The sequence below is a fragment of the Ramlibacter sp. JJN2-2R genome, assembly GCF_057747835.1.
This window is the reverse complement of sequence record NZ_CM173226.1, coordinates 256,875-283,198: the sequence shown is the minus strand read 5'-3', so window position 1 is coordinate 283,198 and position 26,324 is coordinate 256,875. Positions and strand designations below refer to the sequence as shown.

General features: G+C 71.6%; 25 protein-coding genes and 1 riboswitch. Of the genes, 17 read left to right on the top strand and 8 right to left on the bottom strand.

From position 1 onward, the window contains the following. Nucleotides 1–65: 65 nt before the first annotated feature. The 3 genes from AC3ANR_RS01405 (at nucleotide 66) to AC3ANR_RS01395 (ending at nucleotide 3,485) form a co-directional block, all read left to right on the top strand. On the top strand, nucleotides 66–1,142 hold the full coding sequence (locus tag AC3ANR_RS01405; protein ID WP_488290090.1) for a ketopantoate reductase family protein: 1,077 nt from the start codon (nucleotides 66–68) through the stop codon (nucleotides 1,140–1,142). A gap of 9 nt (nucleotides 1,143–1,151) precedes the next feature. Further along, on the top strand, nucleotides 1,152–2,531 hold the full coding sequence (mnmE, locus tag AC3ANR_RS01400) for a tRNA uridine-5-carboxymethylaminomethyl(34) synthesis GTPase MnmE (RefSeq protein ID WP_488290089.1): 1,380 nt from the start codon (nucleotides 1,152–1,154) through the stop codon (nucleotides 2,529–2,531). A 189-nt stretch (nucleotides 2,532–2,720) separates the two neighbouring features. Further along, complete coding sequence (locus tag AC3ANR_RS01395) at nucleotides 2,721–3,485, top strand: hypothetical protein (protein WP_488290088.1); 765 nt, start codon at nucleotides 2,721–2,723, stop codon at nucleotides 3,483–3,485. Here AC3ANR_RS01395 and AC3ANR_RS01390 read toward each other — a convergent pair. Then, on the bottom strand, nucleotides 3,482–5,467 hold the full coding sequence (locus AC3ANR_RS01390) for a monovalent cation:proton antiporter family protein (RefSeq protein WP_488290087.1): 1,986 nt from the start codon (nucleotides 5,465–5,467) through the stop codon (nucleotides 3,482–3,484). The genes AC3ANR_RS01395 and AC3ANR_RS01390 overlap by 4 nt on opposite strands. Nucleotides 5,468–5,501: 34 nt before the next feature. Here AC3ANR_RS01390 and AC3ANR_RS01385 point away from each other — a divergent pair, with 34 nt between their 5' ends. From AC3ANR_RS01385 to AC3ANR_RS01370, 4 genes are all read left to right on the top strand, one after another. Further along, on the top strand, nucleotides 5,502–6,479 hold the full coding sequence (locus tag AC3ANR_RS01385) for a KpsF/GutQ family sugar-phosphate isomerase (RefSeq protein ID WP_488290086.1): 978 nt from the start codon (nucleotides 5,502–5,504) through the stop codon (nucleotides 6,477–6,479). Between the two features lie 7 nt (nucleotides 6,480–6,486). Then, nucleotides 6,487–7,029 carry a KdsC family phosphatase gene (locus tag AC3ANR_RS01380; RefSeq protein WP_488290085.1) on the top strand — a complete coding sequence of 181 codons (543 nt, stop codon included), beginning with the start codon at nucleotides 6,487–6,489 and terminating at the stop codon, nucleotides 7,027–7,029. 83 nt (nucleotides 7,030–7,112) lie between these two features. Next, nucleotides 7,113–7,667, top strand: coding sequence for an LPS export ABC transporter periplasmic protein LptC (gene lptC, locus AC3ANR_RS01375; RefSeq protein ID WP_488291737.1), 555 nt, complete (start codon nucleotides 7,113–7,115; stop codon nucleotides 7,665–7,667). Nucleotides 7,668–7,690: 23 nt separating this feature from the next. Then, nucleotides 7,691–8,467 (top strand): SDR family oxidoreductase, encoded by a 777-nt coding sequence (locus AC3ANR_RS01370; RefSeq protein WP_488290084.1) that lies wholly within the window; start codon nucleotides 7,691–7,693, stop codon nucleotides 8,465–8,467. Between the two features lie 207 nt (nucleotides 8,468–8,674). Here AC3ANR_RS01370 and rbp read toward each other — a convergent pair whose 3' ends face one another. Together rbp and AC3ANR_RS01360 are read right to left on the bottom strand one after the other, a co-directional pair. Continuing rightward, nucleotides 8,675–9,169, bottom strand: coding sequence for an RNA-binding regulator (gene rbp / locus AC3ANR_RS01365; protein WP_488290083.1), 495 nt, complete (start codon nucleotides 9,167–9,169; stop codon nucleotides 8,675–8,677). A 323-nt stretch (nucleotides 9,170–9,492) separates the two neighbouring features. After that, the gene (locus AC3ANR_RS01360; RefSeq protein ID WP_488290082.1) at nucleotides 9,493–10,695 is read right to left on the bottom strand and encodes an ammonium transporter; all 1,203 of its coding nucleotides are present in this window, start codon (nucleotides 10,693–10,695) and stop codon (nucleotides 9,493–9,495) included. Nucleotides 10,696–10,815: 120 nt separating this feature from the next. Beyond that, nucleotides 10,816–10,989, top strand: a riboswitch (yybP-ykoY riboswitch). 4 nt (nucleotides 10,990–10,993) lie between these two features. On the opposite strand from AC3ANR_RS01360, the gene AC3ANR_RS01355 reads away from it, so the two are divergent. From AC3ANR_RS01355 to AC3ANR_RS01325, 7 genes are all read left to right on the top strand, one after another. Further along, on the top strand, nucleotides 10,994–11,560 hold the full coding sequence (locus tag AC3ANR_RS01355; RefSeq protein ID WP_488290081.1) for a TMEM165/GDT1 family protein: 567 nt from the start codon (nucleotides 10,994–10,996) through the stop codon (nucleotides 11,558–11,560). 116 nt (nucleotides 11,561–11,676) lie between these two features. Then, a complete protein-coding gene (gene metX, locus AC3ANR_RS01350) occupies nucleotides 11,677–12,894 on the top strand; it encodes a homoserine O-acetyltransferase MetX (RefSeq protein ID WP_488290080.1) in 1,218 nt (405 codons plus the stop codon). After that, on the top strand, nucleotides 12,891–13,475 hold the full coding sequence (metW, locus tag AC3ANR_RS01345) for a methionine biosynthesis protein MetW (RefSeq protein ID WP_488290079.1): 585 nt from the start codon (nucleotides 12,891–12,893) through the stop codon (nucleotides 13,473–13,475). Before metX ends, metW begins: the two co-directional genes overlap by 4 nt. Before the next feature lie 30 nt (nucleotides 13,476–13,505). Next, nucleotides 13,506–14,858, top strand: a complete 1,353-nt coding sequence (gene chrA / locus AC3ANR_RS01340; protein WP_488290078.1) for a chromate efflux transporter — start codon at nucleotides 13,506–13,508, stop codon at nucleotides 14,856–14,858. A gap of 15 nt (nucleotides 14,859–14,873) precedes the next feature. Next, on the top strand, nucleotides 14,874–15,884 hold the full coding sequence (gene denD, locus AC3ANR_RS01335; protein WP_488290077.1) for a D-erythronate dehydrogenase: 1,011 nt from the start codon (nucleotides 14,874–14,876) through the stop codon (nucleotides 15,882–15,884). Nucleotides 15,885–15,886: 2 nt separating this feature from the next. Next, complete coding sequence (gene otnI, locus AC3ANR_RS01330; RefSeq protein ID WP_488290076.1) at nucleotides 15,887–16,708, top strand: 2-oxo-tetronate isomerase; 822 nt, start codon at nucleotides 15,887–15,889, stop codon at nucleotides 16,706–16,708. Between the two features lie 14 nt (nucleotides 16,709–16,722). Next, nucleotides 16,723–17,310: an IMPACT family protein gene (locus tag AC3ANR_RS01325; RefSeq protein ID WP_488290075.1), complete on the top strand. Its 588-nt coding sequence runs from the start codon at nucleotides 16,723–16,725 to the stop codon at nucleotides 17,308–17,310. 5 nt (nucleotides 17,311–17,315) lie between these two features. On the opposite strand, the gene AC3ANR_RS01320 is transcribed toward AC3ANR_RS01325, so the two are convergent. Both AC3ANR_RS01320 and AC3ANR_RS01315 read right to left on the bottom strand, forming a co-directional pair. Beyond that, nucleotides 17,316–17,510: a DUF3606 domain-containing protein gene (locus AC3ANR_RS01320; protein ID WP_488290074.1), complete on the bottom strand. Its 195-nt coding sequence runs from the start codon at nucleotides 17,508–17,510 to the stop codon at nucleotides 17,316–17,318. A gap of 107 nt (nucleotides 17,511–17,617) precedes the next feature. Next, nucleotides 17,618–18,385 (bottom strand): DUF72 domain-containing protein, encoded by a 768-nt coding sequence (locus AC3ANR_RS01315; RefSeq protein WP_488290073.1) that lies wholly within the window; start codon nucleotides 18,383–18,385, stop codon nucleotides 17,618–17,620. An 86-nt stretch (nucleotides 18,386–18,471) separates the two neighbouring features. Here AC3ANR_RS01315 and AC3ANR_RS01310 point away from each other — a divergent pair, with 86 nt between their 5' ends. Both AC3ANR_RS01310 and AC3ANR_RS01305 read left to right on the top strand, forming a co-directional pair. After that, a complete protein-coding gene (locus AC3ANR_RS01310) occupies nucleotides 18,472–19,944 on the top strand; it encodes a M20 family metallopeptidase (protein WP_488290072.1) in 1,473 nt (490 codons plus the stop codon). A 68-nt stretch (nucleotides 19,945–20,012) separates the two neighbouring features. Beyond that, nucleotides 20,013–20,858 carry an alpha/beta hydrolase gene (locus AC3ANR_RS01305; RefSeq protein ID WP_488290071.1) on the top strand — a complete coding sequence of 282 codons (846 nt, stop codon included), beginning with the start codon at nucleotides 20,013–20,015 and terminating at the stop codon, nucleotides 20,856–20,858. Here AC3ANR_RS01305 and AC3ANR_RS01300 read toward each other — a convergent pair. The 3 genes from AC3ANR_RS01300 to AC3ANR_RS01290 are packed head-to-tail and all read right to left on the bottom strand — an operon-like array spanning nucleotide 20,855 to nucleotide 23,864. Beyond that, the gene (locus AC3ANR_RS01300) at nucleotides 20,855–22,030 is read right to left on the bottom strand and encodes an MFS transporter (RefSeq protein ID WP_488290070.1); all 1,176 of its coding nucleotides are present in this window, start codon (nucleotides 22,028–22,030) and stop codon (nucleotides 20,855–20,857) included. The genes AC3ANR_RS01305 and AC3ANR_RS01300 overlap by 4 nt on opposite strands. Further along, a complete protein-coding gene (locus AC3ANR_RS01295) occupies nucleotides 22,027–22,761 on the bottom strand; it encodes a 16S rRNA (uracil(1498)-N(3))-methyltransferase (RefSeq protein WP_488290069.1) in 735 nt (244 codons plus the stop codon). Before AC3ANR_RS01295 ends, AC3ANR_RS01300 begins: the two co-directional genes overlap by 4 nt. Before the next feature lie 5 nt (nucleotides 22,762–22,766). After that, nucleotides 22,767–23,864 (bottom strand): aminoglycoside phosphotransferase family protein, encoded by a 1,098-nt coding sequence (locus tag AC3ANR_RS01290; protein ID WP_488290068.1) that lies wholly within the window; start codon nucleotides 23,862–23,864, stop codon nucleotides 22,767–22,769. 119 nt (nucleotides 23,865–23,983) lie between these two features. Here AC3ANR_RS01290 and AC3ANR_RS01285 point away from each other — a divergent pair, with 119 nt between their 5' ends. Continuing rightward, nucleotides 23,984–26,323 carry an LPS-assembly protein LptD gene (locus tag AC3ANR_RS01285; RefSeq protein WP_488291859.1) on the top strand — a complete coding sequence of 780 codons (2,340 nt, stop codon included), beginning with the start codon at nucleotides 23,984–23,986 and terminating at the stop codon, nucleotides 26,321–26,323. The last annotated feature ends 1 nt before the right edge of the window (nucleotide 26,324 follow it).

Below are 26,324 nucleotides of genomic sequence, written 5' to 3'. Positions count from 1 at the left end.
CCCACAAGGAGGCCGCGGCTTGCTATCCTGATGCTGCGCCGCAACAACCGCAACGGAGGTCCCGCATGCCGACCAACATCCTGATCCTGGGAGCCTCCTATGGCTCGCTGCTGGCCACCAAGCTGCTGATGGCCGGCCACCGCGTCACGCTGGTCTGCACGCGCGGCACGGCGGACCTGATCAACCGCGCCGGCACGCTGGTGCGCTTTCCGGTCAAGGGCCGCAGCGCGCTGGTGGACGTGGACTCGCGCGACCTGCCCGGCACGCTGCGGGCGGCAACGCCGCCGGAGGTGGACCCGGCGGACTTCGACCTCGTCGTGCTGGGCATGCAGGAGGCGCAGTACGGCAGCCCCGACGTGCGCCAGCTGATGCGCCGGATCGCGGCGGCCAGGAAGCCGTGCCTGGCCATCATGAACATGCCCCCGCTGCCCTACCTGTCGCGCGTGCCCGGGCTCGATCCCAAGGCGCTGCAGGCCTGCTACACCGACCCCGGCGTGTGGGACGGGTTCGATCCGGCGCTGGTCTCGCTGGCCAGCCCCGACCCGCAGGCATTCCGTCCCGCCGACCAGCCCAAGAACGTGCTGCAGGTGGGCCTGCCCACCAACTTCAAGGCAGCGGCCTTTGAAGGCGAGGCGCACAACCGGCTGCTGCGCCGGCTCGAATCCGACATCGAGCGCGCCCGCTTTCCGATCGGCGGCGAATCGCTCGAACTGCCGGTCAAGCTCAAGGTGCACGATTCGGTGTTCGTGCCGCTGGCCAAGTGGCCGATGCTGATCACGGGCAACTACCGCTGCATCCGGGCGGACGGGATGGTCTCGATCCGCGACGCGGTCCATGGCGACCTGGAGCTGTCGCGGCGCACCTACCAGTGGGTGGTCGAGCTGTGCACGCGCCTGGGCGCCCGGTCCGACGACCTGGTGCCGTTCGACAAATATGCGCAGGCCGCCGCCTCGCTGCTGAAGCCGTCGTCGGCGGCCCGCGCCCTCTTCGGCGGTGCGGCCCAGATCGAGCGCGTCGACAAGCTGGTGCAGCTGGTCGCGCGGCAGCTGGGCGCGTCGTCGGCCTACGTCGACGAGACGGTGCGCCTGGTCGACGAGCGCCTGAAGGCCAACAGCACGCAGGCCGAGCCCGTGCACGGCTAGCATCGGGGCATGCTGCCCCGCACCGCCGACCCGATCGCCGCCATCGCCACCGCCCCGGGCCGCGGTGCCGTGGGCATCGTGCGCGTCTCGGGCAAGTCGGTGCAGGGCGTGATCGATGCGGTGTGCGGCCGCGCGCTGAAGCCGCGCGAGGCGACCTACCTGCCGTTCCGGGCGGCCGATGGCGCCCCGATCGACCAGGGCCTGGCGATCCACTTCCCGGCCCCGCATTCCTACACCGGCGAGGACGTGCTGGAGCTGCAGGCGCATGGCGGGCCGGTGGTGCTGCAGCTGCTGCTCGCGCGCTGCCTCGAGGCCGGCGCCGCGATGGGGCTGCGCGTGGCCGAGCCGGGGGAGTTCACGCAGCGCGCGTTCCTCAACGACAAGATCGACCTGGCCCAGGCCGAGGCCATCGCCGACCTCATCGACGCCAGCACCGAGGCCGCCGCGCGCAGCGCGAGCCGGTCGCTGGCCGGCGAGTTCTCGCGCGAGATCGGGCAGCTGCGCGACGCGCTGATCCACCTGCGCATGCTGGTGGAGGCGACGCTCGACTTCCCCGAGGAGGAAATCGACTTCCTGCGCAAGGCCGATGCGCAGGGCCAGCTCGAGCGGCTGCACGCGACGCTGGCCGGCGTGATGCGGCGCGCGCGCCAGGGCGCCCTCCTGCGCGAAGGCATCAAGGTGGTGATCGCCGGCCAGCCCAACGCGGGCAAGAGTTCGCTGCTGAACGCGCTGGCCGGCGCGGAACTGGCGATCGTCACGCCGATTCCCGGCACCACGCGCGACGTGGTGAGCCAGACCATCCAGATCGAGGGCGTGCCGCTGCACGTGGTCGACACCGCCGGCCTGCGCGAGAGCGACGATCCGGTGGAGAAGATCGGCATCGAACGCGCCTGGGCACAGATCGCCGGCGCCGACGCGGTGCTGTTCCTGCACGACCTCACGCGGGCGGAGGACCCTGGCCACCGCGAAGGCGACCGGCAGCTGCTCGAGCAGCTGGCGCGCGAGGTGCCCGAAGCGGTGCCGGTGGTCCCGGTGTGGAACAAGGCCGACGCGGCGGCGGACGCCGCGATCGCGGGCCAGGAGCTGCGGCTGTCGGCCAAGACCGGCGAGGGGCTGCAGGCCTTGCGCGCCCGCCTGCTCGAGGTGGCCGGCTGGCAGGCTGCGCCCGAAGGGGTCTACATCGCGCGCGAGCGCCACCTGCAGGCACTGCGCCGCGTCGATGCGCACCTGATGGAAGCGGCGGCGCAGCTGGCGCCCGGAGCCCTCGCGCTCGACCTGCTGGCGGAGGAGTTGCGGCTGGCCCAGAACGCGCTCAACGAGATCACCGGGGCCTTCAGCGCGGACGACCTGCTGGGTGTCATCTTCTCGAGCTTCTGTATCGGGAAGTAGCCCTGCGTCGCGGAGTATTTCACGCGGAAAGCCGCTTCGGACGGGCGGCATTGGGCGCCGGACGCGCGGCGCGTCAACACGGGTTTGCACGCAGTGCTGCGCCGTAGACTGGCCTCCATGCACAGCAGTGGCCGCTCGCGGTTCGCGGTGCAGGCAGCCCGAAAGGTTCCGATGTCGTTGTTCAACTGGATGTCCCGCAACAAGTCGTCCGGGGAGGCGGAGGCCCCGGCGAGCTCCAGCCTCGGCCGGGCCGACGCCACCGGGGCGTCCCACCCTCGCGGCGGCGACCCGCAGCAGGTCAGCGCGCGCAAGGGCGAGCGCATGGCGCGCCGTGCGCTGCTGTACACCGTGGTGCGCGAGTGCATGAACCGCGCCGGCGTGCTCTCGTCCAGCTACAAGTTCAAGGTCCTCTCGCTCGACGGCTGGGGCCGCCACTTCCTGGTGATGGTGGACCTGGCCGGCTCCAAGGACGGCCCCGCCCAGCGGCTGGCCGAGATCGAGGCCCTGATCGCGCAGACCGCCAAGGCGCGGCACGACATCCTGGTCAAGGCCGTGTACTGGCGCCAGAACGACCATGTGGCGCTCGGCCTGCAGGCCCCGCCGGCCGCGCCCGAGCAGGCGGCCCCGGCCGCGGGCAACGCCGCCGCGCGCGCGGTGGCCAAGGCCAGGGCCAAACTCGAGGGTGAGGACAAGGCGGCGGCCGAGACGGCGGCGACCGGCAAGCCGATGGCCGACAAGTCGGACCTGGATCCGATCGACGACGAGGAGATGGCCGCCTTCAAGCAGGCGCTGGCCAGCGGCATGTCCCGCCCCGGCCGCGCCGATCGCGCCGCCAAGGGGCCGCAGAGCTACACGCTGCTGACGGGCTTCGAGAACACCGAGCTGCGCGAGGACCCGCGCCCGTCGGCGTCCGGTGCGCCCGCGCAGGGCGACCTGCGCTCGCGCGCCGCCTAGCCCGCCAGCAGCTTCTGCTCGGCGACGGCCAGCGCCTCGGCCCGGCCCGACAGCACCAGCGTGTCGCCGCCTTCCAGCGGCGGATCGCCGTCCACCGGCGCCGCCTTGCCGTCGGCGCGCCGCAGGCTCACCACGCGCACGCCGACCGCGTGCAGCGCGAAGTGGCCCAGCCGCCGCCCGATCGCGCGGGCGCCCACCGGCAGCGTCAGGGTGGCCAGGCGCTCCTGCTGCAGCTCGTCCACCGTGTCGTCGTCCGCCCCGTGGAAGTAGCCGCGCAGCAGGTTGTAGCGCGCGTCGCGCTGGTCCTGCACCAGGCGGATCACGCGCCGCATCGGCACGCCCACCAGGGCCAGGGCGTGGCTGGCCAGCATGAGCGAGCCCTCCAGCGCCTCGGGCACGACCTCGGTGGCCCCGGCCGCCTGCAGCTTCTCCAGGTCGTGGTCGTCCTGCGTGCGCACGACCACGGGCACCTGCGGCGCGTGCGCGCGCGTGTGGCCCAGCACCTTGAGCGCGCCGGGCACGTCCAGGTAGGTGACGACCACGGCGCTGGCCCGGGCCAGCCCGGCGGCCATCAGCGCCTGCAGCCGGGCGGCGTCGCCGAAGACGACCGAATCGCCCGCCGCCGCGGCCTGGCGGACCCGGTCGGGGTCGAGGTCCAGCGCCATGTACGGGATCTGCTCGCGCTCGAGCACGCGCGCGAGGTTCTGGCCGCAGCGGCCGTAGCCGCAGATGATCACGTGCTTGTTGGCGTTGATCGACTTGCGCGCGATGGTCGTCATCTGCAGCGACTGCTGCAGCCACTCGCTGGCGACCAGCTTCATCACCAGGCGGTTGCTGTACATGACGATGAAGGGCGTCGCCAGCATCGACAGCACCATGCTGGCCAGGATCGGGGCCAGCAGCGCCGGCGGCACCAGCGAGTTGCGCTGCGCCAGGGTCAGCAGCACGAAGCCGAACTCGCCGGCCTGCGCCAGGTACAGGCCGGTGCGCAGCGAGACGCCCTGCGTGGCGCCGAGCTGCCAGGCCAGCAGCGTCACCAGCGCCAGCTTGAACAGCACCGGCACGGTGAGCAGCAGCAGCACCATCGCCCACCGCTCGGCCACCAGCCGCCAGTCGAGCATCATGCCGATGCTGATGAAGAACAGGCCGAGCAGCACGTCGTGGAACGGCCGGATGTCGGTTTCCACCTGGTGCTTGTATTCGGTCTCCGAGATCAGCATGCCGGCGATGAAGGCGCCCAGCGCCAGCGACAGGCCCGCGTGCTCGGTCAGCCAGGCCAGGCCCAGCGTGGTCAGCAGCAGGTTCAGGACAAAGAGCTCCTCGCTCTTGCGGCGCGCCACCAGCGTGAGCCACCAGCGCATCACCTTCTGGCCGCCGGTGAGCAGCAGCGCGATCAGCACGCCGGCCTTGAGCACCGCCAGGCCCAGCCCGGTGAACATCGCCTCCGGCTTGCTGCCCAGCGCGGGAATCAGCACCAGCAGCGGCACCACCGCCAGGTCCTGGAACAGCAGCACGCCGATCACCCGCTTGCCGTGCTCGGACTCGAGCTCCAGCCGGTCGGCCATGAGCTTGACGACGATGGCGGTGCTGCTCATGGCGAGCGCGCCCGAGAGCACCAGCGCGGTCTGCCAGGTCATGCGCCAGATGCCGGGCGCGATCGCGGCGAGCGTCAGGCTGCCCACGATGCCGGCCAGCATGGTCAGCAGGACCTGGAACAGACCGAGGCCGAACACATGCGCGCGCATCGCGCGCAGCTTGTGCAGGTTGAACTCCAGCCCGATAACGAACATCAGGAACACGATGCCGAATTCGCCCAGGTAGCGCACCCCGTCGGCGTCCTGCGCCAGGCCCAGCGCGTTGGGGCCGATCAGCACGCCCGCGGCCAGGTAGCCCAGCATCGGGGGGAGCTTGAGCGAGCGGCAGGCCACCACGCCCAGGACGGCGGCCAGCAGGTACACCAGCGTGAGTTCGAGCGTGGACATGCGGGGATGCTAACGGCACCTAAAATCCCGGCCTATGCCGTTCGACCCCGCTCAGGCCCTGCGCCTGGCCCAGGAAACCTTCGACATCGAGGCCGCCGCGGTGCTGGGACTGAAGGCGCGCACCGGAGAGGCCTTCGCGCGCGCCGTGCAGGCCATCCTCGACGTGCGCGGGCGGGTGGTCGTCATGGGCATGGGCAAGAGCGGCCACATCGGCCGCAAGGTGGCCGCCACCCTCGCCTCCACCGGTTCGCCGGCGATGTTCGTGCACCCGGCCGAGGCCAGCCACGGCGACCTGGGGATGATCAAGCCGGTGGACCTGGTGCTGGCGATCTCCAACAGCGGTGAGGTCGACGAGGTCACCACGCTGCTGCCGGTGATCAAGCGCCTGGGCGTGCCGCTCGTGGCGATGACCGGCAATGCCCAATCCACGCTGGCGCGCCATGCGGACATCGTGCTGGACAGCGGGGTGGCCAAGGAGGCCTGTCCCCTGAACCTGGCGCCGACCGCCAGCACCACCGCCCAGCTGGCGCTCGGCGACGCCCTGGCCGTCGCCCTGCTGGACGCGCGGGGCTTTCGCACCGAGGATTTCGCGCGCTCGCATCCGGGCGGCTCGCTCGGCCGCAAGCTGCTGACCCACCTGTCGGACGTGATGCGCTCGGGCGACGCCGTGCCGCGCGTGCGCGCCGACACCGCGTTCCCCGACCTCATGCGCGAGATGAGCGCCAAGGGCCTGGGCGCGTCCGCGATCGTGGACGGCGACGACCGCGTGCTGGGCATCTTCACCGACGGCGACCTGCGCCGGCAGATCGAGAAGGGCGTGGACCTGCGCAGCGTCAAGGCCGGCGAGGTGATGCACCCGAATCCGCGCACGATCCGGGTGGACGCCCTTGCCGCCGAGGCCGCCGAGCTGATGGAGCAGCACCGCATCACCAGCGTGCTGGTGGTCGACGCCGCGGGGCGCCTGTGCGGCGCGGTCAACAGCAACGACCTGATGCGCGCCAAGGTGATTTGAGATCGTGGTGCAGCCCGCCCTGTCCTTTCCGCCGGAGCTGTTGCTGGCCGCCCAGGGGGTGCGGGTCGCGTTCTTCGACGTCGACGGCGTGCTGACCGACGGCGGGCTGTACCTGTCCGAGCAGGGCGAGACGCTCAAGCGCTTCCACATCCTCGACGGCCTGGGGCTGAAGCTGCTGCAGCGCGCCGGCATCACGCCGGCGGTGATCACCGGCCGCGACTCCAAGCCGCTGCGCGCGCGGCTGCAGGCGCTCGGCGTCACCCACGTGCACTACGGCACCGAGGACAAGGCCCCGGCCGCGCAGCGCACGCTGGACGCGCTCGGGCTGGACTGGCCGCAGGCCGCGGCCATCGGCGACGACTGGCCGGACCTGCCGGTGCTGCGCCGCTGCGCCTTCGCGGCCGCGCCGGCCAATGCGCACGTCGAGGTCAAGGCGGTGGCGCACCACGTCACGGCGGCGCGCGGCGGCGAAGGCGCGGCGCGCGAATTCTGCGACCTGCTGCTGGTGGCCAGCGGCCGATACGTCGAGCTGCTGGAGGCGCACGGGTGACCGGCGCCGCGCGCCTGGGCGGCGCCTGGCGATGGGTGCGCATCACCTGGGACCGGCTGGCGATCTACCTGCCGGTCATCCTGATGGGCGTGCTCGCCCTGGGCACCTACTGGCTCGCCCGCAACACCCCCACCTTCCTTGGCGGCGGCGAGGGCCAGAAGCAGGTCACCCACGATCCGGACTACTTCATGCGCGGCTTCATGGTGCGCACCTTCGACCCGTCGGGGCGCCTCAAGAGCGAGGTGTACGGCACCGAGGCGCGCCACTATCCCGACACCGACACCATGGAGATCGACCTGCCGCGCATCCGCTCGTTCGATGAGCGCGGCGCGGTCACCGTGGCCACCGCCCAGCGCGGGGTGAGCAACGCCGACGGCTCCGAGGTGCAATTGATCGGCAACGCCGTGGTCACGCGCGAGCCGCTCGCCGGCACCGACACGCCGCGGATGGAATTTCGCGGCGAGTTCCTGCACGCCTTCATGAACACCGAACGCGTCAAGTCGCACAAGCCGGTGACGCTGATCCGCGGCAACGACAGGTTCACCGCCGACCAGATGGACTACGACAACCTGGACCGCGTGATGCAGCTGCAAGGCCGGGTGCGCGGCACGCTGGTGCCCGAGACCGCGAGGAAATGAACCCACGCAGGGAGAGGCCGGCCATGGAACGCAAGCTCGTCTTCATCACCGGCGCCTCCAGCGGCATCGGGCAGGCGCTGGCCTGGCGCTACTACCAGGCCGGCTGGACGCTGGCCCTGGCGGCGCGCCGCACGGGCGAGATCCAGGCCTGGGCGGCGACCCGGGCTGTCGATCCGGCGCGCTACGCGGTCTACGAGGCCGACGTGACGGTCATCGACAGCATCGTGGCGGCCGGCCAGGCGTGCATCGCCAGCCAGGGCGTGCCCGACGTGGTGATCGCCAACGCGGGCATCAGCATCGGGATCGACACGGCGGTGCGCGAGGACCTGGACGTGATGGCGCTCACGTATGCCACCAACAACATCGGCCTGGCGGCGACCTTCCACCCGTTCCTGGTCCCGATGACGCGCCGGCGCTCCGGCCGCCTGGTGGGCATCGGCAGCGTGGCGGGCGTTCGCGGGCTGCCCGGGCATGGCGCCTACTGCGCCAGCAAGGCAGCGGTGATCAGCTATTGCGAGAGCCTGCGCGGCGAGCTGCGCGGCAGCGGCGTGCGGGTGGTGACCTTGTCCCCCGGCTATGTCGACACCCCGCTCACGCGCGGCAACCGGTATCCCATGCCGTTCCGGCTGCAGCCGCAGGAGTTCGCCGAGCGCGCTTTCCGCGTCATCGAGGCCGGCCGCAGCTACCGCGTGATCCCCTGGCAGATGGGCGTGGTCGCCAAACTGCTGCGCGTGCTGCCCGACGCCCTGTTCGACCTGGCCCTCGCCGGCCGCCCGCGCAAACAGCGCCGCGGCGAGTAGGCGCTCGCGGACGCCTCCGACGACTGGCGCGGCGCCGCCCGGCGCGAGCGGCGCGTGCACGGCAGCGGCCGGACGGCGGCGATGGCGCTGCACTGCACCTGGCTGAGCCATGCCGGCCGGGACCGGACCCCAGAAACGACGATGCCCGTCGGATCGCGACGGGCATCGGCCCGGCGCCCATGGACGCCGGAGAAGCTGGAAAGCGGATTAGTAGCTGCTGCTGCCGCCGCCGCCGCGGTTGCCACCGCCGCGCGGGCCGGAGCCGTACGGGCTGCGGAAGCCGCCGTCGCCGCCACCGCCGCTGCGGCCGCCGCCACCACCGCCGTAGCCGCCACCGCCGCTGCGGCCGCCGCCACCACCGTAGCCGCCGCCACCACCGCCGTAGCCGCCACCGCCGCCGCCACCACCGTAGCCGCCGCCACCACCGCCGCCGCCGTAGCCGCGCGGACGCGCTTCCATCGGACGCGCTTCATTGACGACGACGCTGCGGCCGCCCAGGGGCTGGCCGTTCATGCCTTCGATGGCGGCTTGCGCCTCGGCATCGCTGCCCATCTCCACGAAGCCAAAGCCCTTGGAGCGGCCGGTGTCGCGCTCCATCATCACCTTGGCGCTGGTGACGGCGCCGAACTGGCCGAATGCCTGCTCGAGATCGCTGTCGCGCACGGAGTAGGGCAGGTTGCCCACGTAAAGTTTGTTGCCCATCAATGGGACTCCTCAGAAAACATAAAGACCAAAGCGATGGAGTCCCGAAAACGCATCAACCGAGAGCGAAGCGAAGGTGACCTGTTCACCGCAAAACACGTGGAACTGCTATCCACGCGCGCCCATTATGGAGCAGATATTCGGCAGGCATGCAAGGGGGTGGGCCCCCAATTTGCGCGGCAGGCTGGCAATTTTGGGGAATGCCAACTGAACCGTAGGATGGTTCAGCGCCCTTCCGGCGGCGCCGACGGGTGCCGCCAGCGGCTCGACGCAGGCCGCGTCAGCCGAAGCTGCCGCTCCACCCGCTGGCAGGCGGCGCCCGCTCACCAGTTCACTTCGCGTTCGGGCGTGGAGCCGATGCGGTGGATGGCCAGGTCGGCCCCTTCGTACTCCGCCTCCTGCGACAGCCGCAGCCCCACCAGGGCGCGCAGGGTGCCGTAGACCACGAAGCCGCCCAGCAGCGCCCAGGCCACGCCCAGCAGGCTGCCGATGGCCTGCGCGCCGAAGCTGACGCCGCCCAGGCCGCCCAGCGCCTTGCTGCCGAAGATGCCCGCGGCCAGCCCGCCCCACAGGCCGCACAGGCCGTGCAGCGGCCACACGCCCAGCACGTCGTCGATCTTCCAGCGGTTCTGGGCGATCGTGAACATCGCCACGAAGACCGCGCCCGCGACGGCGCCGACCACCAGCGCGCCCAGCGGATGCATCAGGTCCGAGCCGGCGCACACGGCCACCAGCCCCGCCAGCGGCCCGTTGTGCACGAAGCCGGGGTCGTTGCGGCCGAGGGCCAGCGCGGCCAGCGTGCCGCCCACCATCGCCATCAGCGAATTGACGGCCACCAGCCCCGAGATCTTGTCGATGGTCTGGGCGCTCATCACGTTGAAGCCGAACCAGCCCACGGTGAGGATCCACGCGCCCAGCGCGAGGAACGGGATGTTCGAGGGCGGATGGGCGGACATCGCGCCGTCCTTGCGGTAGCGGTTGCTGCGCGCGCCCAGCAGCAGCACGGCCGGCAGCGCCAGCCAGCCGCCCACCGCATGCACCACCACCGAGCCGGCGAAGTCATGGAACTCCTCGCCGGCCGCCGCCTTGATCCAGTCCTGGATGCCGAACGCATGGTTCCAGCTCACGCCCTCGAACAGCGGGTACACCAGGCCGACGATGACCGCGGTGGCGGCCAGCTGCGGTCCGAAGCGCGCCCGCTCGGCGATGCCGCCGGAGATGATCGCCGGGATGGCGGCGGCGAACGTGAGCAGGAAGAAGAACTTCACCAGCTCGTAGCCGTTCCTGGCCGCCAGCTGCTCGGCGCCGACGAAGAAGCTGGTGCCGTAGGCGACGCTGTAGCCGACCAGGAAGTAGGCGACGGTCGAGACCGAGAAGTCGCTCAGGATCTTGACCAGCGCGTTGACCTGGTTCTTCTTGCGGACCGTGCCCAGTTCGAGAAACGCGAACCCGGCGTGCATGGCCAGCACCATGATGCCGCCCAGCAGGATGAACAGGACGTCCGAGCCCTGTTTGTGTGCTTCCATGGAATCCTCTTGGATGAAACTGCTTCGTTTTGGTGCGATTCCGGGCCCGTGGACGCGGAATGCACCGAAGCCAAGCAATATCCGCGCCACAAGGGTGCGGCGTGGCCGCCGGGTATGATCGCGCCTGTCATTGGGGAGTAGCCTCCCTTCATTGCGAAAGGGGCTGGCGTCAACAGACTTGGACTTCGCGTCCATGGCGCCCGCGACTTCGGTTTGGCGAGACCTTTGACTGCGCAGCCCCGTGTCCTGGCCGGGCGGCCGCGCAGTCATTGGTGCACGCGTCCCGGCCGGAGTGTTCATGGAAGCCTTTCTCGTCTCCACCGGCCTCGTGGCCCTCGCCGAAATGGGCGACAAGACCCAGCTGCTGTCGCTGCTGCTGGCCGCCCGGTTCCGCAAGCCCTGGCCGATCGTCGCCGGCATCCTGGCGGCCACGCTGGCCAACCACGCGCTGGCCGGCGCCGTGGGCGCCTGGGTCACCACCTACCTGGGCACCGACGTGCTGCGCTGGATCCTGGGCGGCTCGTTCATCGCCATGGCGGTGTGGATGCTCATTCCCGACAAGCTGGAGGAGGACGAGGCGCCCGACACCGGCTCGCGGCTGGGCGTGTTCGCCACCACCGTGATCGCCTTCTTCCTGGCCGAGATGGGCGACAAGACGCAGGTTGCCACCGTCATGCTGGCGGCCCGGTTCCAGGCCTGGGCCGCGGTCGTGGCCGGCACCACCTTGGGCATGATGCTGGCCAATGCGCCGGTGGTCTGGTTCGGCGATCGCCTCGTGCGCAAGGTGCCGATCCGCGCCGTGCACCTGGTCTCGGCGGCGATCTTCCTCATGCTCGGGGCGGCGGCCCTGCTCGGGGGCGGTTGATATACTGCCGCCCAGCGCCGATTTGCTTCCGCTTGCGGGCGCTTAACAAGTCCTGCTAAAGACGAAGCCCGAATCGACCCGGCCTCGTTGCTAGCGACGCCGGGTTTTTTCTTGCCATGACGCTGATTGCCGAACCGAAGTCCATGCACTTCGCCGAGCCGCTGCCGCTGCGCAGCGGCGCCTCGGTCCGCGGCTACGACCTGGCCTACGAGACCTACGGCACGCTGAACGCGGACCGCTCCAACGCCGTGCTGATCTGCCACGCGCTGAACGCGTCGCACCACGTGGCCGGCGTCTATGCCGGCCAGCCCGGCTCCGAAGGCTGGTGGGACACCATGATCGGCCCGGGCAAGCCGGTGGACACCGATCGCTTCTTCGTCATCGGCGTCAACAACCTCGGCTCGTGCTTCGGCTCGACCGGCCCGATGCACGTGAATCCGGACACCGGCCGTGTCTACGGCGCGGACTTTCCCGTCGTCACGGTGGAAGACTGGGTCGATGCGCAGGCGCGGCTGCTCGACCGCCTGGGCATCGAGCAGCTCGCCGCCGTGATGGGCGGCAGCCTGGGCGGCATGCAGGCCCTGTCCTGGACCCTGCAGCATCCCCGGCGGGTGCGCCATGCGGCGGTGATCGCCAGCGCGCCCAACCTCACGGCCGAGAATATCGCCTTCAACGAGGTCGCGCGGCGCGCGATCGTCACCGACCCCGATTTCCACGGCGGCCACTTCTACCAGCACGGCGTGGTGCCCAAGCGCGGCCTGCGCATCGCCCGCATGGTGGGCCACATCACCTACCTGTCGGACGACGTGATGAACGAGAAGTTCGGCCGCAGCCTCAGGCCCCCGACGCACTCCGCTGCGCGCGGCGCGCTGGCGCCCGAGGGGGCTCTGGCGCCTACCGGCGGCCCGGCGCCGCTCGGCGACGGCGGCCTGGACTACCGCTACACGACGCAGGACATCGAGTTCCAGATCGAGAGCTACCTGCGCTACCAGGGCGACAAGTTCAGCGAGTACTTCGACGCCAACACCTACCTGCTGATCACGCGCGCCCTCGACTACTTCGACCCGGCGCGCCGCTTCGACGGCAACCTGTCCAGGGCGCTGGCGGCGGCGACCGCGCGCTTCCTGCTCGTGAGCTTCACGACCGACTGGCGCTTCTCGCCGCTGCGCAGCCGCGAGATCGTCAAGGCGCTGCTGGACAACCAGCGCAGCTGCACCTACGCGGAGATCGACGCGCCGCACGGCCACGATGCCTTCCTGCTCGAGGATCCCCGCTACCTGGCGCTGGTGCGCGCCTGGTTCGACCGGATCGCGGCGGACCTGGAGGCCGCATGAGCGACCGCGCCACCATGCAGACGATCGCCGCCCTGGTGCCGCCGGGATCGCGCGTGCTGGACCTGGGCTGCGGCGACGGCGCGCTGATGGAACTGCTGCGCCGCGAGCGCGGCTGCAGCGGCTACGGCATCGAGATCGACGACGCCAACGTCCTGGCCTGCGCGCGCCGCGGCGTCGACGTGATCCAGCTGAACCTGGACGAGGGACTGTCGATGTTCGGCGACGACACCTTCGACGTCGTGCTGCAGATCGACACGCTGCAGCACCTGCGCAATGCCGAGACCATGCTGCGCGAGACCGCCCGGGTGGGCAAGGTGGGCATCGTGGCCTTCCCGAACTTCGCCCACTGGCCCAACCGCCTGTCGGTGCTGCGCGGGCGCATGCCGGTGACCAAGCGGCTGCCCTACCAGTGGTACGACACGCCCAACATCCGCGTGGGCACCTACAAGGACTTCGAGGTGCTCGCCACCCGCAACCGGCTGGCCATCCTCGACGCCTTCGGGCTGCAGGAAGGCCGCGAGGTGCGGCTGTTGCCGAACCTGCGCGCCGGCACGGCCGTGTTCAAGTTCGAGCGCGGCTAGGGCGACCGCGTGGCCGCTTCGCCCGCTCCCATGCCGCCCGCGCCTCCCCCGGGCGCGACGGTGCCGTTCGGTGTCGCGCTGCGCTTCTGGCTCAAGCTCGGCCTCATCAGCTTCGGCGGTCCCGCCGGGCAGATCGCCATCATGCACCGCGAGCTGGTCGAGCAGCGGCGCTGGATCTCCGAGCGGCGGTTCCTGCACGCGCTGAACTACTGCATGCTGCTGCCGGGCCCCGAGGCGCAGCAACTGGCCACCTACATCGGCTGGCTGATGCACCGCACCTGGGGCGGCATCGCCGCCGGCGGGCTGTTCATCCTGCCCTCGCTGTTCATCCTCATCGGCCTGGGCTGGGTCTATGCGGCCTACGGCCAGGTGGGCTGGGTGGCCGGCCTGTTCTACGGCATCAAGCCGGCCGTGGCCGCGATCGTGCTGCAGGCCGTGTGGCGCATCGGCGGGCGCACGCTCCAGCGCCCCTCGCGCGCGCCGCTGCTGTGGCTCATCGCGCTGGCCAGCTTCGTCGCGATCGCGGTCCTGAAGGTCCCCTTCCCCGCCGTGGTGCTGGCCGCCGCCGCGGCCGGCGCGTTGGGCGGGCGCCTGTGGCCGGCCCAGTTCCACCCGGCGGACGGACACGCCGGCGCGCACAAGGACTTTGGTCCGGCGCTGATCGACGACGCCACGCCGACCCCGGCGCATGCCCGCTACCGACCGGCACGGCTGGCCGGGATCGTCGCCGTCGGTGCCGCCCTGTGGCTGCTGCCGATGGGGCTGCTGGTCCTGTGGCAGGGCTGGGACGCCACGCTGGCGCAGATGGGCTGGTTCTTCACCAAGGCGGCGCTGCTGACGTTCGGCGGCGCCTATGCCGTGCTGCCCTACGTCTACCAGGGCGCGGTCGAGCAATTCCACTGGCTCACGGGGCCGCAGATGATCGACGGCCTCGCGCTCGGCGAGACGACCCCCGGGCCGCTGATCATGGTGGTCACGTTCGTCGGCTTTCTCGGCGGCTGGACGCGCCAGGTGCTCGGGGCCGAGCACCTGTTCGCCGGCGCGGCGCTGGCCGCCTGCGTGGTCACCTGGTTCACCTTCCTGCCCTCGTTCCTGTTCATCCTGGCCGGCGGGCCGCTGGTGGAGTCCACCCACGGCCAGCTTCGCTTCACGGCGCCGCTGACCGGCGTGACGGCGGCCGTGGTGGGCGTGATCGCCAGCCTGGCCGTGTTCTTCCTCTCGCACATCGCGGTCCCGGTGGCCGGGGCGCCGGTGGACCGGGTGGCGCTGGCCATCGCCGCGCTCGCCGCGCTGGCGCTGCTGCGCTTCAAGGCGGGCGTCATTCCCGTGATCGGTGGCTGCGCCCTGGCAGGGTTGCTGCTACGCCTGGCCGGCGCCGCCTGACGCTATGCTGGCCGCATGAACATCCTGATCACGGGCGGCAGCGGCTTTCTCGGTGCCCGCCTCGCCCGCACCCTGCTCAAGCTGGGCACCCTGTCGCTTGGCGGCGCACCGGCCGCCCCCATCGCCACCGTGACGCTGACGGACCGCGCCGAGCCGCCGGCCGACCTGCGTGCCGACCCGCGCGTGCGCTTCGTCGGCGGCGACCTGCTGGAGCTCGCCACCGCGCGCACGTTGCCCGCCGCCGGCACCGACGCCGTGTTCCACCTGGCCGCCGCCGTGAGCGGCGAGTGCGAGGCCGATTTCGACCTCGGCATGCGCAGCAATTTCGCGGCGACCCACGCGCTGCTCGAAGCCGCGCGGGCGCTGGGCACGCGGCCGGTGTTCGTGTTCGCCAGTTCGCTGGCCGTGTTCGGCAAGCAGCCCGGACGCGACCTGCCGCTGCCGATCCGCGACGACACCCTGCCGACGCCGCAGAGCAGCTACGGCATCCAGAAGTACATCGGCGAGCAGCTCGTGGCCGACTACACGCGCAAGGGCTACGTCACCGGCCGCAGCGTGCGCCTGATGACCGTCAGCGTGCGACCCGGCCGGCCCAACGGCGCCGCCTCCAGTTTCCTGTCCGGGATGATCCGCGAGCCGCTGGCCGGCCAGCGCGCCCCGGTGCCGGTGCCGGCCGAGACGGTCGTTGCCCTGGCCTCGCCCGGGCGCACCATCGAAGGCATCCTGCGCGCGGCCGAGGCCACCAGCGAGGCCTGGGGGCCGCTCACGGGCGTCAACCTGCCCTCGCTGCGCACGACGGTGGGCGACATGGCCGCCGCCCTCGACAAGGTCGCCGGCCCGGCGGCGACCCAGCTGCTCGACTGGCAGCCCGATCCCGCCATCCTCAAGCTGGTGGACACCTGGCCGGGCGACGTCGCCTGGGACCGCGCCCGCGGGCTGGGCCTCAGCGCCGACGAGAGCTTCGAGCAGGTCGTGCGCGAGTACGTGCGCGACAACGCCGACGCCGTGAAGCTGCCGGTGCGCTGACCATGCCGCGCTTTGCTGCCAACCTGTCGATGCTCTATCCGGAGCTGCCGTTCCTGGACCGGTTCGGGGCGGCTGCGGCGGACGGCTTCGAGGCGGTCGAGTACCTGTTTCCCTACGAGCATCCGGCGGCCGAGCTGGCCGCGCGCCTGCGCGACCACGGGCTGCAGCAGGTGCTGTTCAACGCGCCGCCCGGCCGCTGGGCCGAAGGCGAGCGTGGGCTGGCCTGCCTGCCCGGCCGCGAGGCGGAGTTCCGCACCGGCCTGTTCGAGGCGCTGCGCTATGCCGAGGCGCTGGCCTGTCCGCGCATCCACGTCATGGCCGGGCTGGTGCCGGCGGGGCAGACACGCCAATCGCTGCGCGCCACCTACGTCGCCAACCTGCGCTGGGCCGCGGCGCAGGCCGAACGCGCGGGCGTGCACCTGCTGCTGGAGCCGATCAACCCGCGCGACATTCCCGGCTTCTTCCTCAACCGGCAGGACGACGCGCATGCCCTGGTGGCCGAGATCGGGGCGCCGAACGTCCAGGTCCAGATGGACCTGTACCACTGCCAGATCGTCGAGGGCGACGTCGCCTCCAAGATCCGCCAGTACCTGCCCACCGGCCGGGTCGGCCACTTCCAGATCGCCGGCGTGCCCGAACGCCACGAGCCCGACGTCGGCGAGCTGAACCATCCCTACCTGTTCGCCGTCATCGACGAGGTGGCGCAGGCCTGCGGCTGGGACGGCTGGGTCGGCTGCGAATACCGGCCCGCGCGCGGCGCGGCGGCCGGCGGCACCAGCGCGGGCCTGGGCTGGCTGCGGCGCTGGCGCGCCCAGGCGGCCTGAGCCGCACCGGGTTGATGCGGACACTGCGGGCCGCGGTCCACAGCGACCTCCTGATCCGCAAGAGCCGGTTCCTCGGCTGCGTGGAGCCGATCGCCGGCCGCCCCGAGGCGCTCGCCCGCGTCGAGCAGCTGCGTGCCGAGCATCCCGGCGCCGCGCACGTGTGCTGGGCCCTGATGGCCGGCGGCCAGTCGGCCGCCAATGACGACGGCGAGCCGGGCGGCACGGCAGGCCGGCCGATGCTGGAAGTGCTGCGCCGCCAGGAGCTCGACGGCGTGCTGGCGACGGTGGTGCGCTATTTCGGCGGCGTCAAGCTGGGGGCCGGCGGCCTGGTGCGCGCGTACACCGACGCGGTCGCGCAGGCGCTGCTGGGCGCGGAGAAGGTGCCGCTGCGACGCCAGGTGCGCCTGGTGTGCGCCGTCCCCTATGCGCTGGAGGACTGGGTGCGGCGGCAGGTCCGCGCCCACGGCGCCACGCTGGTGGCGGCGGCGCACGGTCCGGCCGTGCGGATGGAACTGGCCGGCGACGAGGACAGCATGGCGGCCCTGCGCGCCGGGCTGGATGCCGAAGGGCAAGGCCGGCTGCGTTGGGAACCGCCGGACTGACCGCCTCAGACGGTGAGGATGTACTCCTGGCCGTCCAGCAGCTGCTCGACCTGGGCCGCATTCGGTCCGACCTGCTCGACGGCCTCGCGCAGCTGGGCTTCGTTGCAGGCGAACCGTTTGGTCCACCAGCTCACCTCGCGCGGATTGCTCATGTCGATCAATCCCCGGTCCGCCGGGACGGTGTCGAAGACAAAGGCCATTGCAGGACTCCCGATTGCGTGTTCTTTCGTGACGGGCTCCATTGAAGCTGCATCCCAAGGCCGCGCTTGACCGCTTGAGGCGAAAGCCACTGTCGTCCGACTCCTACTCAGGCCCGGCCGCCGGCCAGCCGCTCGAGCAGGGCGACCGCCGCGGCCGGCGCGCGCTCCTTGGCGCCGTTGATGAAGAAGACGAAGGCGTCGCGCGGCTGCGCGCCGGTGCTCCAGGCGCGCGCGCCGGCTGCCCAGGCGTCCAGCGCCCTCGGCGCGTAGCCGGTGGGGATGGTGGCGTCGCTGCGCATGAGCCGCAGGTAAGCGAACGGCGCCTGCGCATCGACGATGTTCGGGTACTTCGGCGAATCGGTGTGCACGGTGACACAGCCGTAGCGGCGCGCCAGCGGCAGGTACGCCGGATCCTCGAACGACGGGTGCCGCACGTCCAGCACATGCCGCAGCGGCAGGCCCTCCACGCTGGCGGGCAGCAGCCGCAGGAAGGCTTCCAGGTCGGCCGCGTCGAACTGCTTGGTGGGCATGAACTGCCACAGGATGGGTCCGAGCTTCGGGCCCAGCGCCGCCAGCCCGGAGCCCAGGAAGCGCCCGATCGCCTCGCCGGCGGAGGCGAGCTCGCGCCGGTTGGTGGTGGAGCGGTGCGCCTTGAGCGCGAACACGAAGCCATCGGGCGTCTCGTCGCGCCACCTGGCGAACGTCGCCGGCCCGAACGTGCTGTAGAACGTTCCATTGACCTCCACCGCCGTCAGCCGGCGGCTGGCATGCTGCAGCTCGCGGCTGTGCGGCAGTCCCGGCGGGTAGAAGGCGCCCCGCCAAGGCTCATAGGTCCATCCACCCACGCCCACGCGGATCGATGCGGCTGCGTCCATCGTTCGCCCCTCCCGTGTCGCGCACTCTAGCGCGCCCCTGGCGGCGCGCGTACAGTGGCGGATTCATCCGACCAGGCTACCAGCTCATGAACGCTCCGCTCCATCGCGAGATGCCCGCCGCCGTGCTCGACGCGGCGCAGGCGCTCTCGCACGCCAGCAGCCAGTGGGATGGCGACATCGTGCGCCAGCTCACCGACTACGTCGCCATCCCCGCCAAGTCCCCCAGCTTCGACAAGGACTGGGCCGCCCACGGCCACATCGAGACGGTGCTGCGCAATGCCGCGGCCTGGGTCGAGGCGCAGAAGGTCGAAGGCCTCACGCTCGAGATCGTGCGGCTGCCAGGGCGCACCCCGGTGCTGTTCTTCGAGATCGCCGCCACGCGCCCCGGCGCCACCCAGACCGTGCTCATGTACGGCCACCTGGACAAGCAGCCCGAGTTCAGCGGCTGGCGCAGCGACCTGGGCCCGTGGACGCCCAAGTACGAGGACGGCAAGCTCTACGGCCGCGGCGCGGCCGACGACGGCTATGCCGTTTATGCCAGCATCGCGGCGGTGCAGGCGGCCAAGGCGCAGAAGGTGCCCCATCCGCGCATCGTCGGCCTGATCGAGACCTGCGAGGAATCGGGCTCGTACGACCTGCTGCCGTACGTCGACGCGCTGCGCCCGCGGCTGGGCGACGTCGGCCTGGTGATCTGTCTCGACTCGGGCGCCGGCAACTACGACCAGCTGTGGCTGACCACGTCGCTGCGCGGCATGGCCTCGGGCACGCTCAAGGTCCAGATCCTCACCGAGGGCGTCCACTCGGGCGACGCGTCCGGCCTCGTCCCCTCGAGCTTTCGCATCATGCGGCAGGTGCTCGACCGGCTGGAGGACAGCAAGAGCGGCCGCCTGCTGCCGGCCAGCTTCCACTGCGAAGTGCCCGCCGACCGGCTGGCCCAGGCCCAGGCCACCGCGGCGATCCTGGGCGAGGAGGTCTACAAGCGCTTCCCATGGGCCCATGCCGATTGCGGCGGCTCGGTGCAGACGGCGCTGCCGACGACCACCGACCCGGTCCAGGCGCTCCTGAACCGCACCTGGACGCCGACGCTGTCGGTCACCGGCGCGGACGGCTTTCCCGCCCTGCAGGACGCCGGCAACGTGCTGCGGCCGTACACCGCGTTCAAGCTGTCGCTGCGCCTGCCGCCGCTGGTCGACGCGGCCTCCGCGGTGCAGGAGCTCAAGGCCTTGCTGGAGGACAACGCGCCCTACCAGGCCAAGGTGACGTTCGACGCGGGCAGCGCGGCCACGGGCTGGAACGCGCCGTCCACCGCGCCGTGGTTCGAGCAGGCGCTCAACGCCGCCTCGCAGGCGCACTTCGGCGCGCCCTGCGGCTACATCGGCCAGGGCGGCACCATCCCACTGATGAACATGCTCAGCCAGGGCTTCCCGACCTCGCAGATGATGGTGTGCGGCGTGCTGGGGCCGCGCAGCAACGCGCACGGCCCCAACGAGTTCCTGCACGTTCCCTACGCCAAGCGCCTGACCGCGGCGGTGGCGGAAGTCATCACCCGCATGCCCTGATCGGCGCGCGGCGCCTTCGGGTCATTCCCGGGGCGCCGCGGCGCGTGATGGGGGAAGATGGGCCGCCGATGAGCTTGTCTTCCGCCTCCACCCTCAGCACCTTCACCGCCAGCGACGGCGACAACCTGGCCGTCCAGGACTGGCCGCTGCCCGACGGCGTGCGTCCCCGTGGCATCGTCGTGCTGGTGCATGGCCTGGGCGAACACGCGGGACGCTACGACCAGGTCGCGCGGCGCCTGAACGAGTGGGGCTTCGCGGTCCGGGGCTACGACCATCACGGCCACGGCGAATCCGGCGGGGCGCGCGGCTGCATCCCGGCGCCGATGCGGCTGGTGGACGACCTGGCGGAGATCGTCGCCAGCACCCGCCACCGGCTGCCCGGGCTGCCACTCGTCGTGCTGGGACACAGCATGGGCGGGCTGGTCGCGGCGGCGTTCGCACTGGCCCATCCCGGCGCGATGGACGCGCTGGTGCTGTCGTCCCCGGCGCTCGCCACCCGGGTCAGCGCCGTGCAGAAGCTGCTGTTGCGCACGCTGCCGCGCATCGCCCCCAACCTGCGCGTGCACAACGGGCTGGATCCGCGCTGGCTCTCGCACGACCCGGCGGTGGAACGCGCCTACCGCGACGACCCGCGCGTGCATGACCGCATCAGCGGCCGGCTCGCCGTCTTCATCACGGACGAAGGGCCGCGCGTCGTGCGCGCCGCGCCCGGTTGGTCGGTTCCCACCCTGCTGATGTACGCCGGGGACGACCGGCTGGTCGACCCGCAGGGCAGCCGGCGATTCGCCGCCGCGGCGCCGGCCGACGTGGTCACCGCCCGATGCTTCGACCAGGCGTTTCACGAAATCTTCAACGAGCCGCACGCGCAGCCGGTCTTCGACTGCCTGCGCGCCTGGCTCGACGCCCGGTTCTAGACCGCCGGCGCCGCGCGGGCGCCACCGCGCAAGGCCAGCCAGCCGAGCGCGCCGGCGACCGCCGCCACCGGCACCAGCGATCCCCAGTTCAGCCAGGTCCACCCCTGCGTCGTCACCAGCACGCCGCTGGCGAACGAGGTCAGGGCCAGCGTGGCCATGACGAAGAAGTTGAGCGCCGCCTGCGCCTTGTCGCGCTCCTCGGGCCGGTACGTCGACAGCGACAGGGTCGTGCTGCCGGTGAACAGGAAATTCCAGCCCACGCCCAGCAGCAGCAGGGCGACCAGGAACTGCTGCAGTTCCACCCCCGACAGCGCCACCGCGATGCAGCAGACGTTGAGCGCGATGCCGGCGCCCATCACCGGCAGCGCGCCGAACCGCTTGATCAGGGAGCCGGTGAAGAAGCCCGGCGCGAACATGCCGATCACGTGCCACTGCAGCACGGTGGCGGCATCGGAGAACGGCAGCCCGCACTGCTGCATCGCGAGCGGCGTGGATGCCATCAGCAGGTTCATCACGCCGTAGCTGAGCGCCCCCGACGCGGCGGCCACGACGAACGCCGGCTGGCGCATGATGGTCGCGAGGGGCCGGCCCGCGGGCTGGCCCGCCGCCTGCGCGGCTGGCGCGAACCGCAGCCGTGCCATGAGCAGCATCGCCACCAGGGCCACCGCGGCCAGAGACAGGTAGGCGCCGGCGAACGGCACGGCGAGCAGGTCGCGGGTGCGCGCGGCCAGGTTGGGGCCGACCACCGCACCGATCAGGCCGCCGGCCATGACCAGCGAGACGGCGCGCTCCTTGCCGCGCGCGTCGGCCAATTCGGCGGCCGCGAAGCGGTACAGGCCCGCATTGGCGTTGTAGAAGCCGGCCAGCAGGGTCGCGCCGCACAGCAGCCAGAAGTGGCGGGTGGTGGCCGCGTAGGCGCACAGCAGGGCGGCGACCACCGCCACCGCCAGCCCGGCCTGGAACGAGCGCTGGCGGCCCCAGCGCTGCTGCGTGCGGGCGACGATGCCGGTGGACAGGGCCCCGCCCACCACATAGCCCATGACCGGCAGCGTCGCCATCCATCCGTAAGGCGCCAGCGCCAGCCCGACCAGGCCGTTGATGGCGATGAAGGTCACGTTGTTGGTGAGGAACAGGCCCTGGCAGATCGCCAGCAGCCACAGGCGCCGGTTCATGCCGCCCTCCCCGCCCCGTGCGCCGACAGCGCCAGGGCGGCCAGCGCGGCGATGGGCGCGGTCTCCGCGCGCAGCACGCGCGGCCCGAGCGTCACCGGCGCGAAGCCGGCCGCGCGCGCGGCGGCTTCCTCGCGCTCGCTCAGGCCCCCTTCCGCCCCCGACAGCAGCAGCACCGGCGCGGCGCCGGCGGCGGCCTGCAGCAGCGGCGCCGTGCCGGCCGACAGCGACAGCACGCAGCGCAGCGGCCCCGGCGGCGGCGACCAGTCGGCGAAGGCGCGCGGAGGATGGACGGCAGGAACGCGGTTGCCGCCGCACTGCTCGCACGCCGCGACGGCGATCGCCTGCCAGTGCTCCTGCTTGCGGGCCGCCCGGTCGGCCGCAAGACGAACCACGCTGCGCTCCATCACCAGCGGCTGCACGCTGGCCGCGCCCAGCTCGGCGGCCTTTTCGACCAGCCAGTCCATCCGGTCGTTGGCGGGAATGCCCAGCGCGAGGTGCACCTCGCGCGCGGCTTCGCGCTCGACCGCGCGGTGCGCGCCGACCCGGGCCAGCACGTCCGCGCGGCCCATCCGCTCGACGGTCGCCGACCATTCGCCGCCTTGGCCGTCGAACAGGGTCAGCTCGTCACCCGGCTGCAGGCGCAGCACCTGCACGTGCCGGGCCGCGCCGGGGGGCAGCGCCACCGCTTCGCCCTCGCGCAGGGCCAGCGGACAGTGCAGGCGCGCCGGCATCGGGGTCAGACGCGCCCGAAGGCGTACCCGGCCACGGCCTGCGTGCCCTCGACGGCGTCGACCAGTTGCAGCAGCGGGGCCAGTTCGCGGTAGCGGCCGGCCGTGGCGCGGATGTAGGCGATGAAGCGGGGTGTGTCGGCCAGGTACTTGGGCTTGCCGTCGCGCAGCGTCAGGCGGGCGAAGATGCCGGCCACCTTGAGGTGCCGCTGCAGTCCCATCCATTCGACGGCGCGGTAGAACTCGCCGAAATCCGGATCGACCGGCAGGCCGGCCTTCAGGGCCTTTTCCCAGTAGCGCACCGTGATGTCGAGCACGAACTCCTCGTCCCAGCTGAGGAACGCGTCGCGCATCAGGCTGGCGATGTCGTACGTGACGGGGCCGTGCACCGCGTCCTGGAAGTCCAGCACGCCCAGCCGCGGTTCGTCGGCCGAGGCCGGCAGCATCAGGTTGCGCGGCATGAAGTCGCGGTGCACGTAGACGGCGGGCGAGGCCAGGTTGCGCGCGACGATGAGGCCAAACGCCTGCTCGAGCGTCTCGCGCAGCTTGCCCTCCACCGCCACGCCGCGATGGCGCGCCAGGTACCAGTCCGGAAACAGCGCCAGCTCGCGCCGCAGCAGTGCCTCGTCGTACGGCGGCAGCACGTCCGGCCGCGAAGCCAGCTGCCACGCGATCAGCGCGTCGACGGCGCGCAGGTACAGCGGCTGGTTGGCCGCCGGCTGGTGCGGATCCACCGCCTCGATCATGGTGCGGTGGCCCAGGTCGTCGAGCAGCATGAAGCCGAGCGGCTCGTCCCAGGCCAGCACGCGGGGCACGCGTAGCCCCGCGTCGGCCATCAGCTGCGCCACCTTCACGAACGGGCGGCAGTCCTCCTTGTCGGGCGGCGCGTCCATGATGATGCGGCTGCCGCGCTCGCCGTCCACCCGCAGGTAGCGGCGAAAGCTCGCATCGGCCGAGGCGGGCCGGACCGTCGACACATCGAGGCCGTGCGGGCCCGCCAGGCCATCGAGCCAGCGGTGGAAGGCCCGCTCGCGATCGGGATCGGGCCAGGACACCGCAGGCCCGTTGCCGGCGGCGGGCGCCGGGGAAAACGTGGGATCGCTCATGGATAATCGATTCTACAAACGCCCCCGCGGCCGACCCTCGGTCGCTGCCCTGGCCCCGCCCTCCCGACCGAGCCTTGAACCCGCCCCGGACCCTGCGCAGACGCTTCGAGTTGACCCCCCTGGCCGTGGCGGCATTCGCGCTGCTGCACGGGGCGGTCGCGCACGGGCAGGCGGCGCCGCCTGCCGCTGCCACCGGGGAGCTCGGGCTGCGCACCAGCCCCGTCCTGCGCGAGGACATCCCCTCGGTGGTGCGCCGCCAGCTGCCCACCTTCGTCAGCGGCGATCGCCTGTCCGGGCGCACGGACCTGGAGACCACGGTCGAGGGCAATGCGGAACTGCGGCGCGGGGACATGATGATCCGGGCCGACCGGCTCGACTACTACCAGCCCGACGACCTGGCCAAGGCGCGCGGCAACGTGCACATCAACCGGGCCGGCAACGTCTACGAGGGACCACAGCTGGAGCTGAAGGTCGACGCGTTCGAAGGCTTCTTCAACCAGCCGCGCTACCGGTTCCTGCGCAACGGCGCCTACGGCCAGGCCGACCGCGTCGACTTCATCGACGACAAGCGCTCGTTCATCCGCAACGCGACCTACACGACCTGCCAGCGCGCCGACTACCCTGGCTGGATGCCCGCCTGGCTGCTGCGCGCCAACGGCATCCGCATCGACCAGGAAGAAGAGGTGGGCGTCGCGACCGGCGCGCTGCTCACGTTCTTCAACGTGCCGATCCTGCCGATCCCGCAGGTGAGCTTTCCCCTCAGCGACAAGCGCAAGAGCGGCTTCCTGCCGCCGACGATCAGCCTGGACAACCTCAACGGCTTCGAATACCGGCAGCCGTACTACTGGAACATCGCGCCCAATCGCGACCTGACGCTGTACCCGGCGCTCATGACCAAGCGCGGCGTCGACCTGGCCGGCGAATTCCGCTACCTCGAGAGCGCCTACCGCGGCGAGCTGCGTGCCGACGTGATGCCCGGCGACAAGCTGCGCGACCGCACGCGCTGGGGCTATGCATGGCGGCACGGCGGCACGCTGCCGGTCCCGCCGGGGTTCGGCTCGGTCGGACTGAGCCTGAACCTGAACCGCGTCAGCGACGACAATTACTGGCGCGACTTCAGCCGCACCAGTGCCTCCCTCACGCAGCGCCTGCTGGCCAACGATGGCCAGCTCAACTGGAGCAGCGGCACCGGTGCCTGGTACGCGTCGGTGCGGGCCCTGAAGTGGCAGACCCTGCAGGACGTGACCTCGCCGATCACGCCGCCGTACGACCGCGTCCCGCAGGTCTTCACCCGCTATGCGCGGCCGGACCTGCCGCTGGGCCTGGTGGCCTCGGTGGACGCCGACACCACCCGCTTCGAGGCCGACCGCCGGCTCACCCTGCAGCCCAACGCGCAGCGCAGCTACATGCTGGGCCGCATCGAGCGGCCGTGGCAGCATCCCGGCTGGTTCGTCACGCCGCGGCTGCAGCTGCACACCACGCACTACAGCTTCGATGCGCCGCTGGCCAACGGCGAGCGCACCGCCTCGCGCACGCTGCCGGTCGTGAGCCTGGACAGCGGCCTGGTGTTCGAGCGGCCGGCGAGCTATTTCGGCCGCAGCTTCACCCAGACGCTGGAGCCGCGCGCCTTCTACGTCTACACGCCGTTTCGCGACCAGTCGCTGCTGCCCAACTACGACTCGGCCTACAACGACTTCAACTTCGCCACCATCTACACCGAGAACGCGTTCGGCGGCAACGACCGCATCTCGGACAACAACCTGCTGACCCTGGGCGCCACCACGCGCCTGATCGATCCCGACTCCGGGGCCGAGGCCGCGCGCTTCGGCGTGGCGCAGCGGCTGCGGTTCAAGGACCAGCGCGTCACGCTGCCGGGCACGCCGCCGATCAGCGAGCGGCTCTCCGACCTGCTGTTCGGCGCGACGCTGAACTGGACGCCGCAGTGGTCGCTCGACACCACGGTGCAGTACAACCCGAAGACCGGCCGCTCCGAGCGCTCGACTGTCGGCGGGCGCTACAACCCGAGCAACTACCGCGTGATCAGCGCCGCCTACCGGCTGCAGCGCGGCCAGAGCGAGCAGCTGGACATCGGCTGGCAGTGGCCGATCAACGACCTGTGGGGCGACAAGGGCGTGGACCTCGGCCCGGGCCGCGGCCAGGGCGGCAACCGTTGGTACACGGTGGGCCGGCTGAACTTCAGCCTCAAGGACCGGCGCCTGGTCGATACCATCGTCGGCCTCGAGTACGACGCCTGCTGCTGGATCGGCCGCGTGGTGCTGGAGCGGCTGCAAAGCGGTGTCAGCACGGCCAACACGCGCATCATGTTCCAGCTGGAGTTCGTGGGCTTCAGCCGGCTCGGATCGAGCGTGCTGCAGCCGCTGCGCCAGAATATCCCCCGCTACCAGTTCCTGCGCGACCCCGCGGTGGCGCCTCCCAGCAGGTTCAGCAACTACGACTAGA

Excerpts from the sequence above, each read along its gene's own strand:
- AC3ANR_RS01290 (WP_488290068.1), bottom strand. The coding sequence starts at position 23,864 with ATGAGCGATCCCACGTTTTCCCCGGCGCCCGCCGCCGGCAACGGGCCT.
- lptC (WP_488291737.1), top strand. The coding sequence starts at position 7,113 with ATGGGCGTGCTCGCCCTGGGCACCTACTGGCTCGCCCGCAACACCCCC.
- AC3ANR_RS01390 (WP_488290087.1), bottom strand. The coding sequence starts at position 5,467 with ATGTCCACGCTCGAACTCACGCTGGTGTACCTGCTGGCCGCCGTCCTG.
- AC3ANR_RS01370 (WP_488290084.1), top strand. The coding sequence starts at position 7,691 with ATGGAACGCAAGCTCGTCTTCATCACCGGCGCCTCCAGCGGCATCGGG.
- AC3ANR_RS01295 (WP_488290069.1), bottom strand. The coding sequence starts at position 22,761 with ATGCCGGCGCGCCTGCACTGTCCGCTGGCCCTGCGCGAGGGCGAAGCG.
- AC3ANR_RS01310 (WP_488290072.1), top strand. The coding sequence starts at position 18,472 with ATGAACGCTCCGCTCCATCGCGAGATGCCCGCCGCCGTGCTCGACGCG.
- denD (WP_488290077.1), top strand. The coding sequence starts at position 14,874 with ATGAACATCCTGATCACGGGCGGCAGCGGCTTTCTCGGTGCCCGCCTC.
- metX (WP_488290080.1), top strand. The coding sequence starts at position 11,677 with ATGACGCTGATTGCCGAACCGAAGTCCATGCACTTCGCCGAGCCGCTG.
- AC3ANR_RS01385 (WP_488290086.1), top strand. The coding sequence starts at position 5,502 with ATGCCGTTCGACCCCGCTCAGGCCCTGCGCCTGGCCCAGGAAACCTTC.
- AC3ANR_RS01355 (WP_488290081.1), top strand. The coding sequence starts at position 10,994 with ATGGAAGCCTTTCTCGTCTCCACCGGCCTCGTGGCCCTCGCCGAAATG.
- AC3ANR_RS01300 (WP_488290070.1), bottom strand. The coding sequence starts at position 22,030 with ATGAACCGGCGCCTGTGGCTGCTGGCGATCTGCCAGGGCCTGTTCCTC.
- AC3ANR_RS01305 (WP_488290071.1), top strand. The coding sequence starts at position 20,013 with ATGAGCTTGTCTTCCGCCTCCACCCTCAGCACCTTCACCGCCAGCGAC.
- otnI (WP_488290076.1), top strand. The coding sequence starts at position 15,887 with ATGCCGCGCTTTGCTGCCAACCTGTCGATGCTCTATCCGGAGCTGCCG.
- chrA (WP_488290078.1), top strand. The coding sequence starts at position 13,506 with ATGCCGCCCGCGCCTCCCCCGGGCGCGACGGTGCCGTTCGGTGTCGCG.
- rbp (WP_488290083.1), bottom strand. The coding sequence starts at position 9,169 with ATGGGCAACAAACTTTACGTGGGCAACCTGCCCTACTCCGTGCGCGAC.
- AC3ANR_RS01325 (WP_488290075.1), top strand. The coding sequence starts at position 16,723 with ATGCGGACACTGCGGGCCGCGGTCCACAGCGACCTCCTGATCCGCAAG.
- AC3ANR_RS01395 (WP_488290088.1), top strand. The coding sequence starts at position 2,721 with ATGTCCCGCAACAAGTCGTCCGGGGAGGCGGAGGCCCCGGCGAGCTCC.
- AC3ANR_RS01315 (WP_488290073.1), bottom strand. The coding sequence starts at position 18,385 with ATGGACGCAGCCGCATCGATCCGCGTGGGCGTGGGTGGATGGACCTAT.
- mnmE (WP_488290089.1), top strand. The coding sequence starts at position 1,152 with ATGCTGCCCCGCACCGCCGACCCGATCGCCGCCATCGCCACCGCCCCG.
- AC3ANR_RS01405 (WP_488290090.1), top strand. The coding sequence starts at position 66 with ATGCCGACCAACATCCTGATCCTGGGAGCCTCCTATGGCTCGCTGCTG.
- AC3ANR_RS01360 (WP_488290082.1), bottom strand. The coding sequence starts at position 10,695 with ATGGAAGCACACAAACAGGGCTCGGACGTCCTGTTCATCCTGCTGGGC.
- AC3ANR_RS01320 (WP_488290074.1), bottom strand. The coding sequence starts at position 17,510 with ATGGCCTTTGTCTTCGACACCGTCCCGGCGGACCGGGGATTGATCGAC.
- metW (WP_488290079.1), top strand. The coding sequence starts at position 12,891 with ATGAGCGACCGCGCCACCATGCAGACGATCGCCGCCCTGGTGCCGCCG.